13 protein-coding genes and 1 pseudogene are annotated in these 16,616 nt (G+C 71.0%); 8 read left to right on the forward strand and 6 right to left on the reverse strand.

What is annotated here, in order from left to right; translation table 11 throughout:
• Positions 1–160: 160 nt before the first annotated feature.
• Positions 161–955, forward strand: a pseudogene (locus FRANCCI3_RS23970) (class I SAM-dependent methyltransferase); the annotation flags it as partial.
• A 93-nt stretch (positions 956–1,048) separates the two neighbouring features.
• Here FRANCCI3_RS23970 and FRANCCI3_RS02290 read toward each other — a convergent pair.
• The 4 genes from FRANCCI3_RS02290 to FRANCCI3_RS02305 all read right to left on the reverse strand — a co-directional run bounded on the left by FRANCCI3_RS02290 (position 1,049) and on the right by FRANCCI3_RS02305 (position 5,264).
• On the reverse strand, positions 1,049–2,002 hold the full coding sequence (locus FRANCCI3_RS02290) for an aldo/keto reductase (RefSeq protein ID WP_011434921.1): 954 nt from the start codon (positions 2,000–2,002) through the stop codon (positions 1,049–1,051).
• A 117-nt stretch (positions 2,003–2,119) separates the two neighbouring features.
• Entirely contained in the window at positions 2,120–2,647 is a 528-nt protein-coding gene (locus FRANCCI3_RS02295) for a hypothetical protein (RefSeq protein WP_011434922.1), read from the reverse strand.
• A 169-nt stretch (positions 2,648–2,816) separates the two neighbouring features.
• Positions 2,817–3,605 (reverse strand): helix-turn-helix domain-containing protein, encoded by a 789-nt coding sequence (locus FRANCCI3_RS02300; protein ID WP_035958487.1) that lies wholly within the window; start codon positions 3,603–3,605, stop codon positions 2,817–2,819.
• 429 nt (positions 3,606–4,034) lie between these two features.
• Positions 4,035–5,264: a DUF349 domain-containing protein gene (locus FRANCCI3_RS02305; RefSeq protein WP_023839831.1), complete on the reverse strand. Its 1,230-nt coding sequence runs from the start codon at positions 5,262–5,264 to the stop codon at positions 4,035–4,037.
• Between the two features lie 279 nt (positions 5,265–5,543).
• Here FRANCCI3_RS02305 and FRANCCI3_RS02310 point away from each other — a divergent pair, with 279 nt between their 5' ends.
• From FRANCCI3_RS02310 to FRANCCI3_RS02330, 5 genes are all read left to right on the forward strand, one after another.
• Positions 5,544–6,449: a carbohydrate ABC transporter permease gene (locus tag FRANCCI3_RS02310; protein WP_011434925.1), complete on the forward strand. Its 906-nt coding sequence runs from the start codon at positions 5,544–5,546 to the stop codon at positions 6,447–6,449.
• Positions 6,446–7,411 carry a carbohydrate ABC transporter permease gene (locus FRANCCI3_RS02315; protein WP_011434926.1) on the forward strand — a complete coding sequence of 322 codons (966 nt, stop codon included), beginning with the start codon at positions 6,446–6,448 and terminating at the stop codon, positions 7,409–7,411. The genes FRANCCI3_RS02310 and FRANCCI3_RS02315 overlap by 4 nt, the downstream gene beginning before the upstream one ends.
• Before the next feature lie 12 nt (positions 7,412–7,423).
• Positions 7,424–8,782 carry an extracellular solute-binding protein gene (locus FRANCCI3_RS02320; protein ID WP_011434927.1) on the forward strand — a complete coding sequence of 453 codons (1,359 nt, stop codon included), beginning with the start codon at positions 7,424–7,426 and terminating at the stop codon, positions 8,780–8,782.
• Between the two features lie 25 nt (positions 8,783–8,807).
• Entirely contained in the window at positions 8,808–9,965 is a 1,158-nt protein-coding gene (locus tag FRANCCI3_RS02325; protein ID WP_011434928.1) for an ABC transporter ATP-binding protein, read from the forward strand.
• 352 nt (positions 9,966–10,317) lie between these two features.
• Positions 10,318–11,667 carry a transcriptional regulator gene (locus FRANCCI3_RS02330; RefSeq protein WP_011434929.1) on the forward strand — a complete coding sequence of 450 codons (1,350 nt, stop codon included), beginning with the start codon at positions 10,318–10,320 and terminating at the stop codon, positions 11,665–11,667.
• 28 nt (positions 11,668–11,695) lie between these two features.
• On the opposite strand, the gene FRANCCI3_RS02335 is transcribed toward FRANCCI3_RS02330, so the two are convergent.
• A complete protein-coding gene (locus FRANCCI3_RS02335) occupies positions 11,696–12,853 on the reverse strand; it encodes a YgfZ/GcvT domain-containing protein (protein WP_011434930.1) in 1,158 nt (385 codons plus the stop codon).
• A gap of 542 nt (positions 12,854–13,395) precedes the next feature.
• On the opposite strand from FRANCCI3_RS02335, the gene FRANCCI3_RS02340 reads away from it, so the two are divergent.
• Positions 13,396–14,133, forward strand: a complete 738-nt coding sequence (locus tag FRANCCI3_RS02340; protein ID WP_023839828.1) for a phosphoglyceromutase — start codon at positions 13,396–13,398, stop codon at positions 14,131–14,133.
• A gap of 217 nt (positions 14,134–14,350) precedes the next feature.
• Here FRANCCI3_RS02340 and phoU read toward each other — a convergent pair whose 3' ends face one another.
• Positions 14,351–14,998 carry a phosphate signaling complex protein PhoU gene (gene phoU / locus FRANCCI3_RS02345; protein ID WP_011434932.1) on the reverse strand — a complete coding sequence of 216 codons (648 nt, stop codon included), beginning with the start codon at positions 14,996–14,998 and terminating at the stop codon, positions 14,351–14,353.
• A gap of 329 nt (positions 14,999–15,327) precedes the next feature.
• Between phoU and FRANCCI3_RS02350 the strand changes: the two genes are divergently transcribed.
• Entirely contained in the window at positions 15,328–16,605 is a 1,278-nt protein-coding gene (locus FRANCCI3_RS02350) for a sensor histidine kinase (protein ID WP_011434933.1), read from the forward strand.
• The last annotated feature ends 11 nt before the right edge of the window (positions 16,606–16,616 follow it).

Below are 16,616 nucleotides of genomic sequence, written 5' to 3' on the forward strand. Positions count from 1 at the left end.
TGTCGGGTCAACTGTTGGTCTCCCCCCTTCGGGCTCCCGGCCGGTCCCTGGTCTGCTGGTCTGCTGGTCTGCTGGTCTGCCGGTCTGCCAGGGTGGATCCGTGACGAACTCCTCCCGTCGGGAGCCGCGGCTCGCGGCCGGACGGGCGCGTGCCCTCGGGATGCCCACCCGGGGTACCACCGCGCCGAACCGGTTGCGACGGATCGATCGCTGGACGCTCGACGCGGCCGCCGCGCTGCTGCGTGGGGCGGCGGATCCCCTGGTCGTCGATCTCGGCTTCGGCGCGTCTCCGGTGACCACGGTGGAGCTCTACGAGCGGCTGCGAACGGTGCGTCCGGGCGTGCGCGTCGTCGGCCTGGAGCTCGACCAGGACCGGGTCACCCGGGCCGCTCCGGCCGCGAGACCTCCCGGGCTGCGGTTCACCCGCGGCGGGTTCGAGCTTCCGCCGCCAGGGGAGCGCCCGGTGCTGGTGCGTGCCCTGAACGTGCTACGGCAGTATCCCGAGGCGGCGGTCCCCGGCGCGTGGGCGACGATGCTGGCGCGGCTCGCCCCGGGCGGGATGCTCGTCGAGGGAACCTGCGATGAGACGGGTCGGCGCGCCTGCTGGTTCGGTCTTCCGGCCCCGGGAGCGGCGCCGGCCTGGCTGCCGTCCGGCGCGCGGGGCCCGGCCGGGCCCACGCTGACCCTCTCCGCGCATCTGGCGAGCCTCGCCCGTCCGTCCGAGCTCGCCGAGCGGCTCCCCAAGGCGCTCATCGAGCACAACGTGCCCGGCCATGACGTCCACCGGCTGTTCACGGCCTTCGACCGCGCCTGGGAGCGGGCCGCGCCGCGGGCCGTCTTCTCCCCACGCCAGCGGTGGATCGCAGCCGTGGCGGATCTGCGGGCCCAGGGCTGGCCGGTCCGCGGCGACCGGCGGCGCTGGCGGCTGGGCGAGCTGACCATCGACTGGCCCCCGGCGGGCGGTTCGGGCGTTCTGCCGGTGCGGTGCGGGACGCCCCAGCGGAGATCTGACGGGACGTCCCGGATCGTGGATCCGTCGGTCCCGCGTTCAGTCGGCGGGACGGCGGGTCACGGCGATCTTGTCGAGCACCGCGAGGTCGTCCGCGCGGGGCTGCCACTGACCGGCCACGGCATTGGCGCGCACCTGGACCGGGCTGGTCGCGCCGGCGATGACCGAGGCGACCCCGGGCTGGGCGGCCAGCCCGCCGATCGTGACGTCCAGCAGTGACCGGTCCCGCTCCCGCGCAAAGGTTTCCAGGGCGTCCAGCCGGTCGAAGACCTCGTCGGTCAGCTCGTCCTGCCGGCCGGCCAGCCGGGTGCCGGGTGCCGGCACCTCGTCGCGCTGGTACTTGCCGGTGAGCAGGCCGTTCGCCAGCGGGTAGTACGGGATGACGCCGATGCCGTACTTCTGGGCGGCCGGCACGAGCTCTGCCTCCACGCCCCGTTCCAGCAGGTTGTAGTGGTTCTGCGCGGAGATGAAGCGGGTCGTCCCGGATGCCCGGGCGGTCCACTCCGCGTCGGCGACCTGCCAGGCATCGAGGTTGCAGGCACCGATGTAACGGACCTTGCCCTCCTTGACGATCTCATCGAGGGCCTCGAGCGTCTCCTCGATCGGCGTGAAGGCGTCCAGGGTGTGCAGCTGGTAGAGGTCGATGTAGTCGGTCTGCAGCCGGCTCAGCGAACCCTCGACCGCCTTGCGGATGTACCGCCGGGACGCCCGCGCGCTGAAGTCCTGGCCGTACATGCCGCCCATGTCGTTGCCGAATTTTGTGGCGAGGACGACATCGTCGCGGCGGCCTCGCAGCACGTGCCCGAGAAGCGTCTCCGAGCCGCCCTTGTTCCCGTAGGTGTCGGCGGTGTCGAAGAACGTGATCCCGGCGTCGAGCGCCGCGTCGACGACCGCACGGGTGCCGGTGAGGTCGACGCGCGAGCCGAAATTGTTGCAGCCGAGGCCGACGACAGACACCAGTAGTCCGGAGGATCCCAGCGGGCGATAGCGCATAAGTTAATACAACACATCGGACCACGGGCCCCGGACAGCAGGCCCCGGACCCGTGGTCGACCGGAACAGGTCAATGACCGTCCGTTGGTGATCCGGTGTGTCGATGTTCGCGGGCCGTTACTTCTCGGGGGCGGCCTCGGTCACGGCCCGGCCGACCGCCTCGGCCGCCTTGCGACTCGAGGTGCGCGCGGCGCGGGTCTGGCTCACTGCCGTCCGGGTGCGCTGCACCGCCTCCTCCGTGGCCGGGCTGCGCCGGATGCTCGCCACCCGCTTCTCGCCCCGGGTGGCGAAGCTGTTGTAGAGGTAGGTGGCGCGTCCCTGCAGGTCGGAGATCTGGGAGGTGACGGTGGCCGGCAGCGCACGCACGGCCGTCCCGACCTGGGTCGGAACCCGCGCCGCCTGGGTAGGCAGCGCGCCGACCCGGTCGGAGATCTTCCGAACCTCGGTGCTTGTGGTCGTCGGCAGGGCGAGCAGCTTCGCCACAGCGAGATCCGCCGCTCCCACCGACGCGTAGAGCGGCTTGCGCACCTCCGCCAGCGGAACCCTGACTTCGGCCCTCGCCTCGGCCGTGTCCTCCTGGGCCTGCGCGCTGACGCGGGCGGTGGGACGGCTGGCGGGGCGGTTCGTCGTGCGCGTGGTGGCCATGATGTCTCCCTCGGTTCGAAGATTCGTTGATTTCGTGTAGAGATTTCCTGTTAGCGCCTCGTCGCCGACGGGTGAAAGGTCGGGTAAATGATGTGAGGGTCAGGGTGGTGATAGGCCGTACAGGAACGGAGTACCGCTTTCCTTTTCGTCGCGGTCTCCGCCGGTCGATCTAGGTCTGATCGACCGGGTTGTCGGTGGTCGGCTGCGGAGCCGGTGCTGCCGGTGCTGCCGGTGTGGGTAGGGACGCGGGGGGAGCGCCGGTGATCGGACCGCTCTCGGTCCTCGTCGCCGCCGCCGGTTCGCCTCCCGTGGCCTTCGATCGCCTGGTGCGGCCCGGGGCGGTCCCCGGGGACGGCTTACCCGTACCGTCCGACGAGGCCGACCGCGCCGCGGTGGTGGTGCCGCCCCGGGATGTCGCCGACGCCTGTCGGGCGGATCTCCGTTTCGTCGTCGGCTCCGCGAAGGTCGCTCCCGCGGTGGCGGCCGGACCCCGTGCGGATGCCGAATCACCGATGGCGGCCGGACCCGCGGTCGGGGCGGCGGGCTCGCCGGGGACGAACCCGCGCGGCCCGGCCTCGGCGTCGCCGTCCGGGTGGCCGCGGCCGGCCCGCGCCGCGATGGCGTTCTCCCGGCAGAACGCCTCGTAGATGTCGAGCACGACCTGCTTCTGTCGTTCGGACAGGGATTCGTCCGCCAGCACGGCAGCCATGACGTTCTCTTCGCCCTGCCGTTCCTCCAGAATTCCGGCCTGCACGTAGAGCACTTCGGCGGAGATGCGGAGCGCCTTCGCGATCTGCTGAAGAATCTCCGCGGACGGCCGCCGGAGGCCTCGCTCGATCTGACTGAGGTAAGGGTTGCTCACCCCGGCCTGCTTGGCGAGTTGACGAAGGGAGATCTGTGCGCTGTGCCGCTGATCGCGGATGAAATCGCCGAGATCGCGCACATTCAGGGCCGCCACCGGGTCGAACGCCTCCTTCGCCGGAGGGCGAGGCGGGTTGCCGCGCCCATGGCGGGCGCCCCGCCATCCGTGAACCTCGGCATACGGCTGGACCCCGCGGCCGAGGAGTCCGCGGACTCCTCGGACTCCGCGGACGACCGTCCGCCGAGAGCCCGCCGTCCGTGGACGCTGCGATTCAGGGGAGGCCATGCTGCCTCGGCAAGCTCCGGTCGGCACGGAAACGAGTGCGCCGCCACAACACATCACCAACGCAGTCGACGATACGTCGGGTTGCTAACTCTGGCAAGCGGTCAGTTAGCGCTCTTTGGACGTGTCCGCCCCGAGGTGCACCACCTGGTACTCCGCGGACCTTCGCCCCTTCGACCACGGCGGATGCCGCAGTTCCCCGTTTTCGGGTCCATACGAAGCGCCCGCGCCTGCCGGCGCGGCTCAGTCGTTGTGGGACTGTCCCTCGGCTTGGGCCAGCCAGGCCCGCTGGGCGGCGAGGGCGGACTCGGTGTCGGCGATCTCCTTGGTGCGTCCGGCGGCCTGGGCCCGGGCCAGCTTCGCCTCCAATTTCGCGACGGATTCCCGCAGCTTCGTCACGAATGGTGAGGAAGCGAGGGAGCGCTGGGCCCAGCGGGCGTCGGAGGCCTCGCGCAGCTTGTCGCCGATGGCCGCCATCTGCCGCTCCAGGGAGCCCGCGACCTCCCGGGGGACCCGTCCGATCTCGTCCCAGCGGTCCTGGATCTCCCGGAGACGACGCAGCGAGCGGTCGGTATCGGCCGGATCCAACGCCGTCGCCTCGGCCAGCAGTTTCTCCTTCTTGACCTGGTTTTCGCGCAACTCGGCGTCGCGCTCGGCATTGGCCTCGTTGCGGCGGGTGAAGAAGGCGTCCTGCGCCGCACGGAAGCGGTTCCACAACGCGTCGTCGATATCCTTTGCCGCGCGACCGGCGGCCTTCCAGTCGGCGAGCAACGCCCGGTAGCGGGCGGCCGTGCCGGCCCAGTCGGTGGAGTCGGACAGCGCCTCCGCCTCGGCGATGATCGCCTCCTTCCGTTCCCTCGAACGGGCCCGCTGCGTGTCGAGGGCGGCGAAGTGCGCGGTCCGGCGGCGGGTGAACTCGTCCCGGGCCGTGGCGATGCGCCGCCACAGCGCCGAGTCGGTGCGCTTGTCCAACGAGCCGGCGGCGCGGAACTCCTCGGCGAGCGCGCGGAACCGCTCCCCGGCGGTCTTCCACTCCGAGCTGCGGCCGAGCCGTTCGGCCTCGGCGACCAGCTGCTCCTTGGCCGCGGCGATCCGGCCGGCCCGCTCGGCCCGCTCGGCAGCGAGCGCGGAGCGATGTTCCTCAGTGGCGGCGACCACGGCCTCCAGCCGCGTGCGCAGCGCATCCAGATCACCGACGACCGCGGCCTCGTCGAGGGAATCGAGCAGCCGCCGTGCGCTGCCGACGATCCCGGCCGGATCGACCCCGCTGACCGTCAGCCGCCGCTCGAGCAGCTCGACCTCGGCGGACAGATCGTCGAAGCGGCGCTCGAAGTGGGCCAGACCCTCACGGAGACTGCCGGCACGCCATGATCCGACGGCACGTTCGCCGCTGGCCGTGCGAACGAAGACCGTGCCGTCATCGGCGACACGCCCCCAGGCGGAGGCGTGGTCGGGCTCGCTGCGGTCGCTCATGGTGTTCCCGAAGATCGACTGACGTTTCCTGTCATTCTTGCAGGCGTTGGCCGTTGAGGGGACAGCCGCCACGGATCGGTCACCACGATTCGCCGTCGACCGGGTGCGGCGCGTGGGCCGTGGGGGTCGATCCGAGTCGTTGGCGGTGCCGCCTGGGCCGTTGGCGGTGGCGCGTGGGATGTGGACGGACCGGACGGCACGTGCAGGCACCGGCTGCTCCTCCGCGGGAGCCACCCCCGTACCGGCATCCCGCCACAGGTGGGGCCAGGATGCATAACTGTGACGCGTGAGGCGGGTGATAGCCGGGCGGGCTGGCGAGCCGGGGTGTTGTTGCTGCCGGCGTTCGTGGGACTCGGTGTTTTCGTCATCGGGCCCGCATTGGTGTCGGCGTTCATCGCGGGCACGGACAAGACCCTGACGGGACCGCGTTTCGACTGGGTCGGCACGGCGAACCTGCGTACCGCTCTCTCCGACGCGGACCTGGCCGGCGCCGTGCGCAACACGCTGCTGTACTGCGCCCTCACGGTGGTACCCGCGATCGCGATCGGGCTGGCGCTCGCGCTGGCCGCCGAACGGGTGACCCATGGCCGGGCGCTGGTGCGATGTGCGCTGTTTCTTCCGGTCAGTGCGAATATTGTGGCCATGGCGGTCGTGTTCGCCTACATGTTCGACAGCAGCCCCGACGGTCTCGCGAACACCGTCGTCGGGCTGTTCGGGGTGGCTCCGGTCGACTGGCTCGGCGACACCTCGACCGCGTTGCCGGTGGTGGCCCTCGTCGGTGGTTGGCGGCTGACGAGCTTCGTCTTCGTCGTCTATCTCGCCGGGCTGACGGCGATCCCGAGATCGGTGTACGAGGCGGCGGACGTGGACGGCATCCACGGATTCGCCCGGCTGCGTCACATCACCCTGCCGCTGCTCGCCCCGACGACGATCTTCCTGGGGATGTTCGTCACCATTCTGACCCTGCAGACCTTCGAAACGGTCGCGGTGCTCACGAAAGGTGGCCCCCTGGACTCCAGCACGACGATCATTTACTACATTTACGAGGTCGGATTCACTGGATCGTTCCGCATCGGATATGCCTCGATGATCGCCCTGATGCTGTTTGTCGTGATCGTGGCACTGGGTGCCGCTGGTGGGCTGCTCGGGCGCCGCATCCGACGCACCCGGGAGGCCGCCGCGTGAGCGTCGACACCTCCAGTCCGGCGTCCGGGCCGACGCCCCGTGGCCACGCCGTGCGGCGAGCCTCGCGTCGGCGGGCTCCGCAACCGGGATCGGCGCCGGCGCGGATCCCGGCATCGCGGCGCGGTCGCCGCCGGTCACCGACCGGACCGACGATCGGGCGTCTCGTCCTGCTCACGATCGGCATCGTCGCGGCCGTCCTGCCCTTCGTCTGGATGGTGCGGACCGCCGTTGGGCCGCGGCAGACCGCGCTGGCGCTGACGTCGAACCCGATCCCGTCCAGCATCGACCTGAGCTCGTTCGACCGCGCCTGGTACGCCGGTGATCTCGGACCTGCCCTGCTCACGGGGGTGGCGGTGAGCCTGGCGATCCTCGCGTTGCAGCTCGCGACGGCGATCCCGGCCGCCTACGCCTTCGCCTGTCTGCGCTTTCGCGGGCGTACGGCAGCCTTCGCGGTGGTGCTCGCCACCCTGCTGGTGCCGACCCAGATCACCGCCGTGCCGAACTACGTCACCATTTCCGCGCTCGGACTCGCTGACACCCGGGTCGGCCTGGTCCTGCCGTTCATGACACACGCGGCGATGATCTTCATGCTCCGGCAGTACATGAGCACCATCCCGGGGTCGGTCCTGGAAGCCGCGCGGATGGACGGGCTCGGTACCTGGCGGACGCTGTGGACGATCATCGTGCCGCTCGCCGCGCCCGCGATCGCCTCCGTATCGGTGTTCAGCTTCCTGTTGTCGTACAACGAGTACCTGTGGCCGCTGCTGGTCGCGCGGTCGCCGGACATCGCCACCCCGCCGCTGGCGCTCGCGCGCCTGATGACCGACTCCTCCTCCGTCATTCCGGACTTCACCGAGCTCGCCGCGGCCGCGCTGATCATCAGCCTGCCGTCGCTCGTCGTCTTCGTCGCCGCCCAACGCCGTCTCGCCGCCGGAATTACCGGTACGGGTGCCGGTGCCTGAGAGGAAGAACGTGTGATCCGTATTCGCCGAATACTGCCGCTGCCCGTCGCCGCCACGATGATCATCCTGACCGCGTGCGGCGGCGGTGGTGACGCGAGCCCGGCAGACCCCGCGGAGAGCCTGCGCCCCACGGCCCGTCCAGCCGACGCCGGCGTCGACAACGTGGCGGGCGCCAAGGCGTCGCCCGCCTGCGTGGCCCAGGTCAAGACGCTGCGGATGTCCGCCGTCGGCACGCTCAACGACGTCGCGAAATCCGGCAAGGCCTATCTGGAGAAGGCGCATCCCGGCCTCACCGTGGACCTCAACACGAGTGCGCCGGACTACACCTCCCTCGTCCAGCAGATCAGCGCCGACCGCTCGGCCGGCCGTTCCGTCGACGTGGCGGTCGCCGGCTTCGACCTGCTCCCGACCTTCGCCCGGGACCTCGGCGCCCAGGAGCTCTCCCCACGCCTGCTGCGCGCGTCCTACGACCAACGGCTGGTCGGCCTCGGGCAGGTCGCCGGGAAGCAGATCGGCATTCCCCAGCAGGTGTCGTCTCTGGCCCTGGTCTACAACCTCGACGTGCTGCAGAAGGCCGGCGTCGATCCGGCGACGCTGGGCACGACCGACGGGGTGATCGCCGCCGCCGACAAGATCAAGGCTTCGGGTCAGAATATCCAGCCCCTCGACCTGCCGACCGGCCAGCAGTTCGGGCAGTGGATCCTCAACACCCTGGCCAGCTCCAAGGGGACGCCGATCCAGGACGCGAACGGTCGGCCCGCCCTGAACACCCCGGCGGCCCGCGAGGCCGCCGCGTTCCTCGCGAAGGCCGCGAGCTACGGCACGCACTCCGCCGATCCGACCCAGCAGGGCCTGCTGCGGTTCGGCATCCGCCGGCAGACGGCGATGACCGCCGTGACGGTGGCCTCCGTGGCCGGCGGGCTGAAGTTCATCGCGGGGCAGGGGACGAAGGGTTTCCGGGCCGGCGCGGTCCCGTTCCCGACTCTGCCCGGCGGGACCCAGCACCCGGTCGCGGGCGGCAACGCGCTGACGGTCCTGTCCACCGACCGCTGCCAGCGGGAGATGGCGACCGAACTGGTCGTGTCGCTGCTTTCGCCGGACGTCGTGGCCGCGAGCACGGAGGCGTTGAGCTACATCCCGGTGGATACTCAGGCCGTCAGCCAGCTCGGGTCGTTCTACGAGACCTATCCGCAGCTCAAGCCGTTCAACGCGCTCATCCCCTCGCTGGTGAAGGCGCCGGCTTGGAGCGGGGCCCGCGGCGGGGAGGTCCCGAGCGCGATCTCGGACCAGGTGCAGCGCATCCTTAAGGGCGAGGACCCGGTCAGGGCCCTCGCCGCGGCCCAGAGCCAGGCTGTGGAACTCACCCGTTGACCGGCGGACGCCGCGGGAGAGACCGATGACCCGGATCACGGAACCGGCCGACGGACCCGCCGTGGTGACGGCCGCCACCGCGGGGGTGCCGATCGAGATCGACGGGCTGGGCCGGTCGTTCGGCCCGGTCCATGCGCTGCGCGACGTCACGCTGACGGTTGCGCCGGGGGAGATCGTCGCGCTGCTCGGACCGTCCGGCTCGGGCAAGTCGACGCTGCTGCGGATCTGCGCCGGGCTCGAGGAGCCGACGTCGGGTGATCTGCGTTTCGGCGCGGTCAGCCAGCTTGGCGTCGCACCCCACCGCCGGGACGTGTCCATGGTCTTCCAGCATTTCGCGCTCTACCCGCATCTGACGGCGCTGGAGAACCTCACTCTGGCGTTGCGTCACGGCCGCGGCCTGCCGAAGGCCGCGGCGGTGGCCCGGGCCCGTGAGACGCTGGACATGCTCGGCATCGGTGAGCTGGCAGCTCGCCGGCCCGCGAAGATGTCCGGGGGCCAGCGCCAGCGGGTCGCGATCGGCCGGGCACTCGCGACCCGGGCCCGGGTGATCCTGTTGGACGAGCCGATGTCGGGGCTCGACGCCCAGCTCCGGGTCGATCTGCGGGTCGAGATCGTGGGCCTGCTGCGCCGGCTCGGCACCACCGCCCTGTTCGTCACGCACGACCAGGCCGAGGCGATGGCGGTCGGTGACCGGGTCGCGGTGCTCAGCGGCGGCCGGCTGCAGCAGATCGGGACGCCCGACGAGATCTACGACCGGCCCGCCACGCGCTTCGTCGCGGCGTTCATCGGCAGCCCGCCGATGAACGTCCGGGAGGGACGCTGGCATGACGGCCAACTGCACGGGGACGGATTCGCCCTGCCCGCCCCCGCCGGCGCGACGGCATTCGGAGTCCGGCCCGAGCACCTGGTCCTGGTGGCGGCGGCTTCCACTGGATCGGGATCGGTACCGGCGGACGCCGTGGTGGCGCCGGTGGCGCTGGCGTCGGACGCGCTGCGGGTAACCGGTGAGGTCGTGGTGAGCGAGCGGCTCGGGGCGGAGCGGACGGTGTACGTCCGGACCTCCGCCGGGGTGCTCGCCGTCAGGGTCGACGCCGCTGAGGTGCCCGGCGTGGGCATGCGGGTCACCCTGCGCGCACCGCTGTCCACCCTGACCTTCTTCGACGCCGCCGGCGCCCGGATCTGACGCGGCGCGGCCTCGATCCGCCGCAGCCGTCCCCCCTCCCACCCCGCGCGTCCAGTCGGATCGGCGCCGCGTGAATCGCGGAGGGGCCCTCCCCGTGGGCCTGTCCCCGGCTGCCCGACTCGGGAGAATTTCTGACCGGTCGACGTGGTCGCATTCGGTCAAAAAAATATAACACGCTTTTTTCGGACGCTCGGCGGACATGCGTGCAATCAGGGCCCGCCAGTGGTCCGGGAGTGACCTCTGTGCACGCATCGCACCGGAGTCGTCTCTTGGAGCACCAAGATGTCGTGACATAGCGTTAGTAGGTACTCACGGAAGTGCCCCTGGAGATGCGACTGCGAGGAGATCGTCGATGCTGACGGATAACGCTCATGCCTGCACTCATCCGCTTGCGTTCATCCGAGCCCAGCGCGGGTGGTCCTACCAGCGTCTGGCGCGGGTCGTGGCCCGCCGCGCACGTGACCTCGGGGTGGCGAACATGGCCGCCGAGCGGCAGAAGGTCTGGCGCTGGGAGCACCGTGGGGTCGTGCCCGACCGGGTGTCCCAGCTCGCGCTCGCCGCGGAGCTCGGCGTGCCCAACGATCGCCTGGAGTCGCACCCCTGGCCCGCGTGGCTACCGACCGGCGACGCGGTGCGCACCGAGTACCCGTGGACGCCGGGTGGCAGCATAACCTCGATCATGGACGTCGTCGAGGACGCGCTCTCCGACCGCCGCGGCTTCCTGACGATCACTGGGACCGGGGTGGCGGAACTCGCGACGCAGTGGCTCGGCATGGAACCGGCCCGGCTGGCGGCGGCCCTGAACGGGGGACGGGTCGACGACCAGATCGTGAACCGGATCGAGCACAACATCCCCGGGCTACGGGTCATGGATGAGCGGCTCGGTGGGGAGAGCGTGCGCCGGCTGGTCGACGCCGAGCTCGGCGTGGTGGCGGACCTGCTGGCGCGCGGATCCTATACCGAGCACGTGGGCCGTCACCTGCATCTGGTGGCCGCGGAGCTCGCCCGGTTCGCGGGATGGGTCTCGTTCGACGCCGGCTTCCAGACGGCCGCCCAGCGGTACTGGATCACCGCGCTGCATGCCGCGCACGCCGGCGGGGACCGCATGCTCGGTGCGAACGTGCTGAAGAACATGTCCCTGCAATGCGTGGACTTCGCCCGCCCACGGGAGGCGGTGGATCTGGCCGAGGCCGCCGTGGCCAGCGCCGGGGGGGCGTCCGGTCGCGTCGGCGCCATGCTGCACATGCGGCGGGCCCGTGCCCATGCCGCGCTCGGGGAGGCCAGCGCCTGCGCGCAGGCGCTGGCCTGCTCGGAGGAAGCGATGGTCACCGCGCGGCCTGAGGAGCCCGCCTGGTCGTCCTACTTCGACGAGGCCGAGTACCAGGCGCAGATCGGCAGCTGCTACATCGATCTCGGTCACCTCGCGCAGGCGGACCGGTGGCTGGAACGCTCCCTGGCGATCCAGCCGGACTCCCGGGCCCGGGACCGGGCCACCTACCTGCTTCGGTGGGCCGCGGTCCAGATGGATCTCGGTAACGTCGATCACGGGTGCGAGCTGACCCGCCAGGCCCTGCCGATGCTGGCGGCGACGCGATCCAAGCGCAACGCCCGCCGGGCCGACGAGCTGCGCCGCCGGCTGCGGCGGCACGGCACCGACCCGGCGGTGCGGGAACTCGATCAGATCCTCGCCCGGACTGTCTGAGCCGGCCGGAACCCGAGCCGGCCGGGAATCAGGAACGCAGCCGCCCGGCGGGACGCTTCGGCGCCGTCGTGGCTGGCTCGTCGTCCGGATCGATCGCGGCGGCCAGCGGCGCGCCGTCGGGATCGGCGACGACGAGGGAGGCATCCGTCGGCACGGACCGCTTGATCACCGCCAGGGCGATGGGGCCGAGTTCCTCGTGGACCTCGGAGCTGCCGACAAACCCGACCTCGCGCCCGCCGACCGTGACGGTGGAACGGGGCGCCGCCACCGTGCCGTCGAGATGCAGCAGCACCAGCCGCCGCGGCGGGCGACCGAGGTTGTGCACCCGGGCGACGGTTTCCTGCCCGCGGTAGCAGCCCTTGTCCAGGTGCACGGCGCTCGCCAGCCACCCCACCTCGTGCGGAATGGTGCGATGGTCGGTCTCCCGGCTGAGCCGGGGCCGTCGGGAGGCGATGCGCATGGCGTCGAAGGCGGACAGCCCGGCCAGACCCGCCCCGGCGGCGCGCAGCCGCTCGACGGTGCCGGTCAGGTCGGCCCGGCCGACGAGGAGGTCGACGCCGTGGGGCATCCGCCGGACCAGCGTGCCCGTCCCGGTACGGCCGACCGGGTAGGGACCGGTGATCGGCGCCCCGACCGGGCCGGGTGCCTGTGGTTCGGGCAGGCCCGGGCCGGGCGCGCCGTCACCCGGCCCGCCCAGTGCCGCGGCCGCGACCTGCGCGGCCCTTGGCCCGAGCACGCTGAGCACCGCCGTCACCGCGCCGAGGTCCGCTGGCTCCACTCGGAGCATGAAGCGCATCGACTCCAGGTAGCGCAGCAGGATGCCGCCGGTGCCGGGCTCGACGTCCACCCAGGTGGACGTGCCGTCGTCGGCGAGGACGAGATGGTGTTCGACGTGGCCGTGCGGGGAGAGCACCAGCGCCTCGGTGCCCCGCAGCGCGCCCAGCGCGGACAGATGCTGAGAGGTGATGCTGTGCAGCCAGGAGAGCCGGTCGGGGCCGGAGACGCGCAGCACGTCCCGATGTGATCTGTCGACGACGGCGGCACCGCCGCGCACCGCGCGCTGTTCCCGTAGCGGATCGCCGTAGTGGGCGGCGACCGCGTCGTCTTCGGCAGTGCCGGCCACCGCACCCGGCAGGCCGAGCAACGGGGAGAGCGAGGCGGGCGTCGTGAGGGACCCTGCGGTCATGGGACTCAGTCTAGGTCCCCGTGGCGTGCCTCGGCCGGGTCCGCGCACGGTTCGGCTGTGGCCCCGGGCCCGCGCGGGTGGCCTGGCTGTTCCGACCGGCCGGTGTCAGGAGCGTCCCATCAACGCGCGCGGAAAAGCCGTTGCGATGCGCCCCTGGGTCCGCGTAGCGTCACGGGTACACGAGAAGGGAGGTGGTCCAGGCTTTGTATGCTCATAGGACTCGTGAGGTGGCTGTCCGCTAGCCGGTCTCGTGGTCCTCACCTCTAGCCGGGTGGCCCATGGGCACCGGCACCGGCGAGAACCAGGCAGACACCCGACCCCCGGGCGCCGTCGCAAGTCCCGACGGCCCGCCTCCGCTTCGCGCGGCGGCGGAGCGCCCGGGGGTCGTTCAGTTCCGGATGAATTCCTGTCGTGCCGCCGGATTCCTGTCCTGCCGCCGGGTGACAACCGGTCGCCGGCACGACCGGCCCCGAGCCGGGGAGTCACAGGCAACAACCGGCAATGCTGGCCGAGCGGGCCGCCGAGCGGGCAGGATCTCGGGTATGCCGACGCTCGTCCTGCTCCGCCACGGTGAGAGCATTTGGAACCGCGAAAACCTGTTCACCGGCTGGGTGGACGTTGATCTTTCCGAGAAGGGTGCCAAGGAGGCCACTCGCGGGGGTGAGCTGCTGCGGGAGTCCGGCGTCCTGCCGGACGTGGTGCACACGTCCCTGCTGACCAGGGCGATCCGCACCGCCTGGCTGGCGCTGGATGCCGCCGGGCGCACCTGGGTTCCGGTTCGCCGCACCTGGCGGCTCAACGAGCGGCACTACGGCGGCCTGCAGGGCCTGAACAAGGCGGAGACGCTGGAGAAGTTCGGCGCGGAGCAGTTCCAGCTCTGGCGTCGCTCCTATGACACGCCGCCGCCGGAGATCGGTCCGGAGCAGGTCAGCGGGGTGGACGAGCGCTATGACGACCTTGCCCCCGACGTCATCCCGCGGACCGAGTGCCTCGCCGACGTCGTTGCCCGGATGCTGCCCTACTGGTACGACGCGATCGTGCCGGACCTGCGGACCGGCCGTACCGTCCTGGTGGCGGCGCATGGCAACTCGCTGCGCGCCCTGGTGAAGCATCTCGATCACATCAGCGACACCGACATCGCCGGGCTCAACATCCCCACCGGCATCCCGCTGCGCTACGAGCTGGACGACCAGCTGGGTGTGGTGAGCTCGGGGTACCTCGACCCCGACGCCGCGGCGCTCGCCGCGGCCGCCGTCGCCGCGCAGGGCACCAAGAAGTAGTCAGAAAAGCAATCAAGAAGATAGTCGAGGCTAAAAATAGTCGGGACTATAATCATATAGTCCCGACTGAGTCATATAGTCCCGACCGGCCCGTGCCATCATCGCGGGCCATCACGGGCAGCCGCCGTAGCGCCGGCGGGATGCACGCGGGGAACCGTCGGGCCGTGCGTGGGGGCCACGCCCGCGCGAGACCGGGGGCGGATCTCCCCGGGTGCCCTCACGCGCCGCTGGAATCCCCGGTGACCAGGTAGAGCACCCGGCGGGCGACCGAGACCGCATGGTCGGCGTACCGCTCGTAGTAGCGGCCGCAGAGAGTGATGTCGATCGCCGCCTCCATCCCGTGCGGCCAGGGCTTCTCGATCAGTATGTGGAACAGGGCGCGGTGCAGCCCGTCCATCGCGTCGTCGTCGGCCTCCAGCTGCTTGGCGAGGTCGGTGTCCCGGCTGGCGATCACCGATCCGGCCTTCGCGACGATGCGCTGCGCGACCTGCCCCATCTCCAGCAGGGTCGCCCGGAGCTCCGGCGGGACCGCCCGGCCCGGGTAGCGCCGGCGGGCGACCTTCGCCACGTGCAGGGCGAGGTCGCCCATCCGCTCCAGGTCGGCGACGATCCGCAGCGTGGCCACCATCATCCTCAGATCGGTGGCGACCGGGGCCTGGCGGGCCATCACGTCGAAGGCCCGCTCCTCGATCTCGTTGCGCAGCAGGTCGACCGTCTCGTCTCCGCTGATGACGTTCTCGGCGAGTTGGAGATCGGCGTCGAGGAGAGCGGTGGTGGCCCGGGCCATGGCCGAGGCGACCAGGTTGGTCATCTCGATCAGGGACCGGTTGATGCTGTCGAGTTCGTCGGTGAAGGCGTCCCGCACGGACGGCTCCTTCTCATTCGGTGGGGGATCGAGGGGTCAGAGATCCTGAGGGATTGATTCGATCATGGTGCTTCTGGGTACTTGCGTCGCTCCGGTTCTGACGATGATGCGGACCTCTCGCTCTCTGGTGAACATTGACGATGGGTCTGATGAACAGCTAGCGACGATCGGCGGTGGAGGCTTGCAGAGCAATACCTAGGTGGCATGCGGACACCTAGCATGCGGCGAGTGGGTGACAGGTCGGCGGATGCCATGACAACCGGTACACACCGCATCCGCGGCTCGTGCAGGTCGGCAGGCCGTACAGGGTGAGCGGACGATGGTGGACGATGACAGCGGTGCCTGGAACAGCCGGTTCGACGACTGACCTGACTACTGGTTCGGCGTCCGGCGGGGACACCGGCGGCATGACCTTGCCGGCAAGGCTCGTGCGTCGGGTGATCGCCGGCCTGCCGACCGGTCTGCTCGTCCTCGACGCCGCGGACCGGGTGGTCCTGGTGAACATGGTCGCGCGACGTATGGGTGTGGTCGCCGCCGACGAGATCGCGGTGGCGGAGCTGGCCGATCTCGTCCGGGCCACCCGGCTCGCGGGCAGTGACCAGGAGCGGCAGCTTGAGCTGCCGCCCGTCCCCGAGCCCCCCCTCACCCGTCCCCGACCGGACCAGGAGGGGCTGGCGGTGCGTGCCCGGGCCCGGCTGCTGGACTCGTCCGGTCATGTCGCCGTCATCGTGGATGACATTACCGAGTCGCGTCGGGTCGAGGCCGTCCGTCGGGACTTCGTGGCGAACATCAGCCACGAGCTCAAGACGCCGGTCGGTGCGTTGCACGTCCTCGCCGAAGCGGTCGCCGCGGCCTGCGAGGACCCGGTGGCAGTCCGCCGGTTCGCCTCCCGGATGACCCACGAATCGACCCGGCTCGCCCGTCTTGTTCAGGAGATCATCGATCTCTCCCGGCTGCAGGGCGCCGATCCGCTGCCCAACCTGCGGCCGATGCGGGCGTCCGCGGTGCTCACCGAGGCGGTCGACCGCACCCGGCTGGCAGCGCAGGCCCAGGCGATCTCGGTTGCGGTGATCGGCGACGGTGACCTGCCGGTGTGTGGGGATGAGGGCCAGCTCGTGACCGCCGTCGCGAACCTGCTCGACAATGCGATCAGCTACTCGCCGCGTGGCACCCGGGTTGTGCTCGGGGTTCGGCGCAGCGGTGAGACCGTGGAGATCTCCGTCGCCGACGAGGGCATCGGGATCGCGGAGAAGGACCTGGAACGGGTCTTCGAACGCTTCTATCGGGCGGATCCGGCGCGATCCCGCGCGACCGGTGGGACCGGCCTGGGGCTCGCCATCGTCAAGCACATCGCGACCAATCACGGCGGCGTGGTCTCTGTGTGGAGCGCCGAGGGCGCGGGTTCCACCTTCACGCTCCGGTTGCCGCTGTTCACCGGCGACGATGACGATGCGATGACGGACGGCTCGGACGAAACCCGCGAGGATGACGGGGTGGATGGCTTCGACGTCGTCGGGGCCGATGCCGACGCCCGCGGTCGGGGCGATGGTGAACATCATGGCGATGGTGAACATCATGGCGATGATGAACTCGGTGGCGGTTCGTGAACGGTGAACGG

The organism is Frankia casuarinae, from assembly GCF_000013345.1.
GTDB classification, from domain to species: Bacteria; Actinomycetota; Actinomycetes; order Frankiales; family Frankiaceae; genus Frankia; species Frankia casuarinae.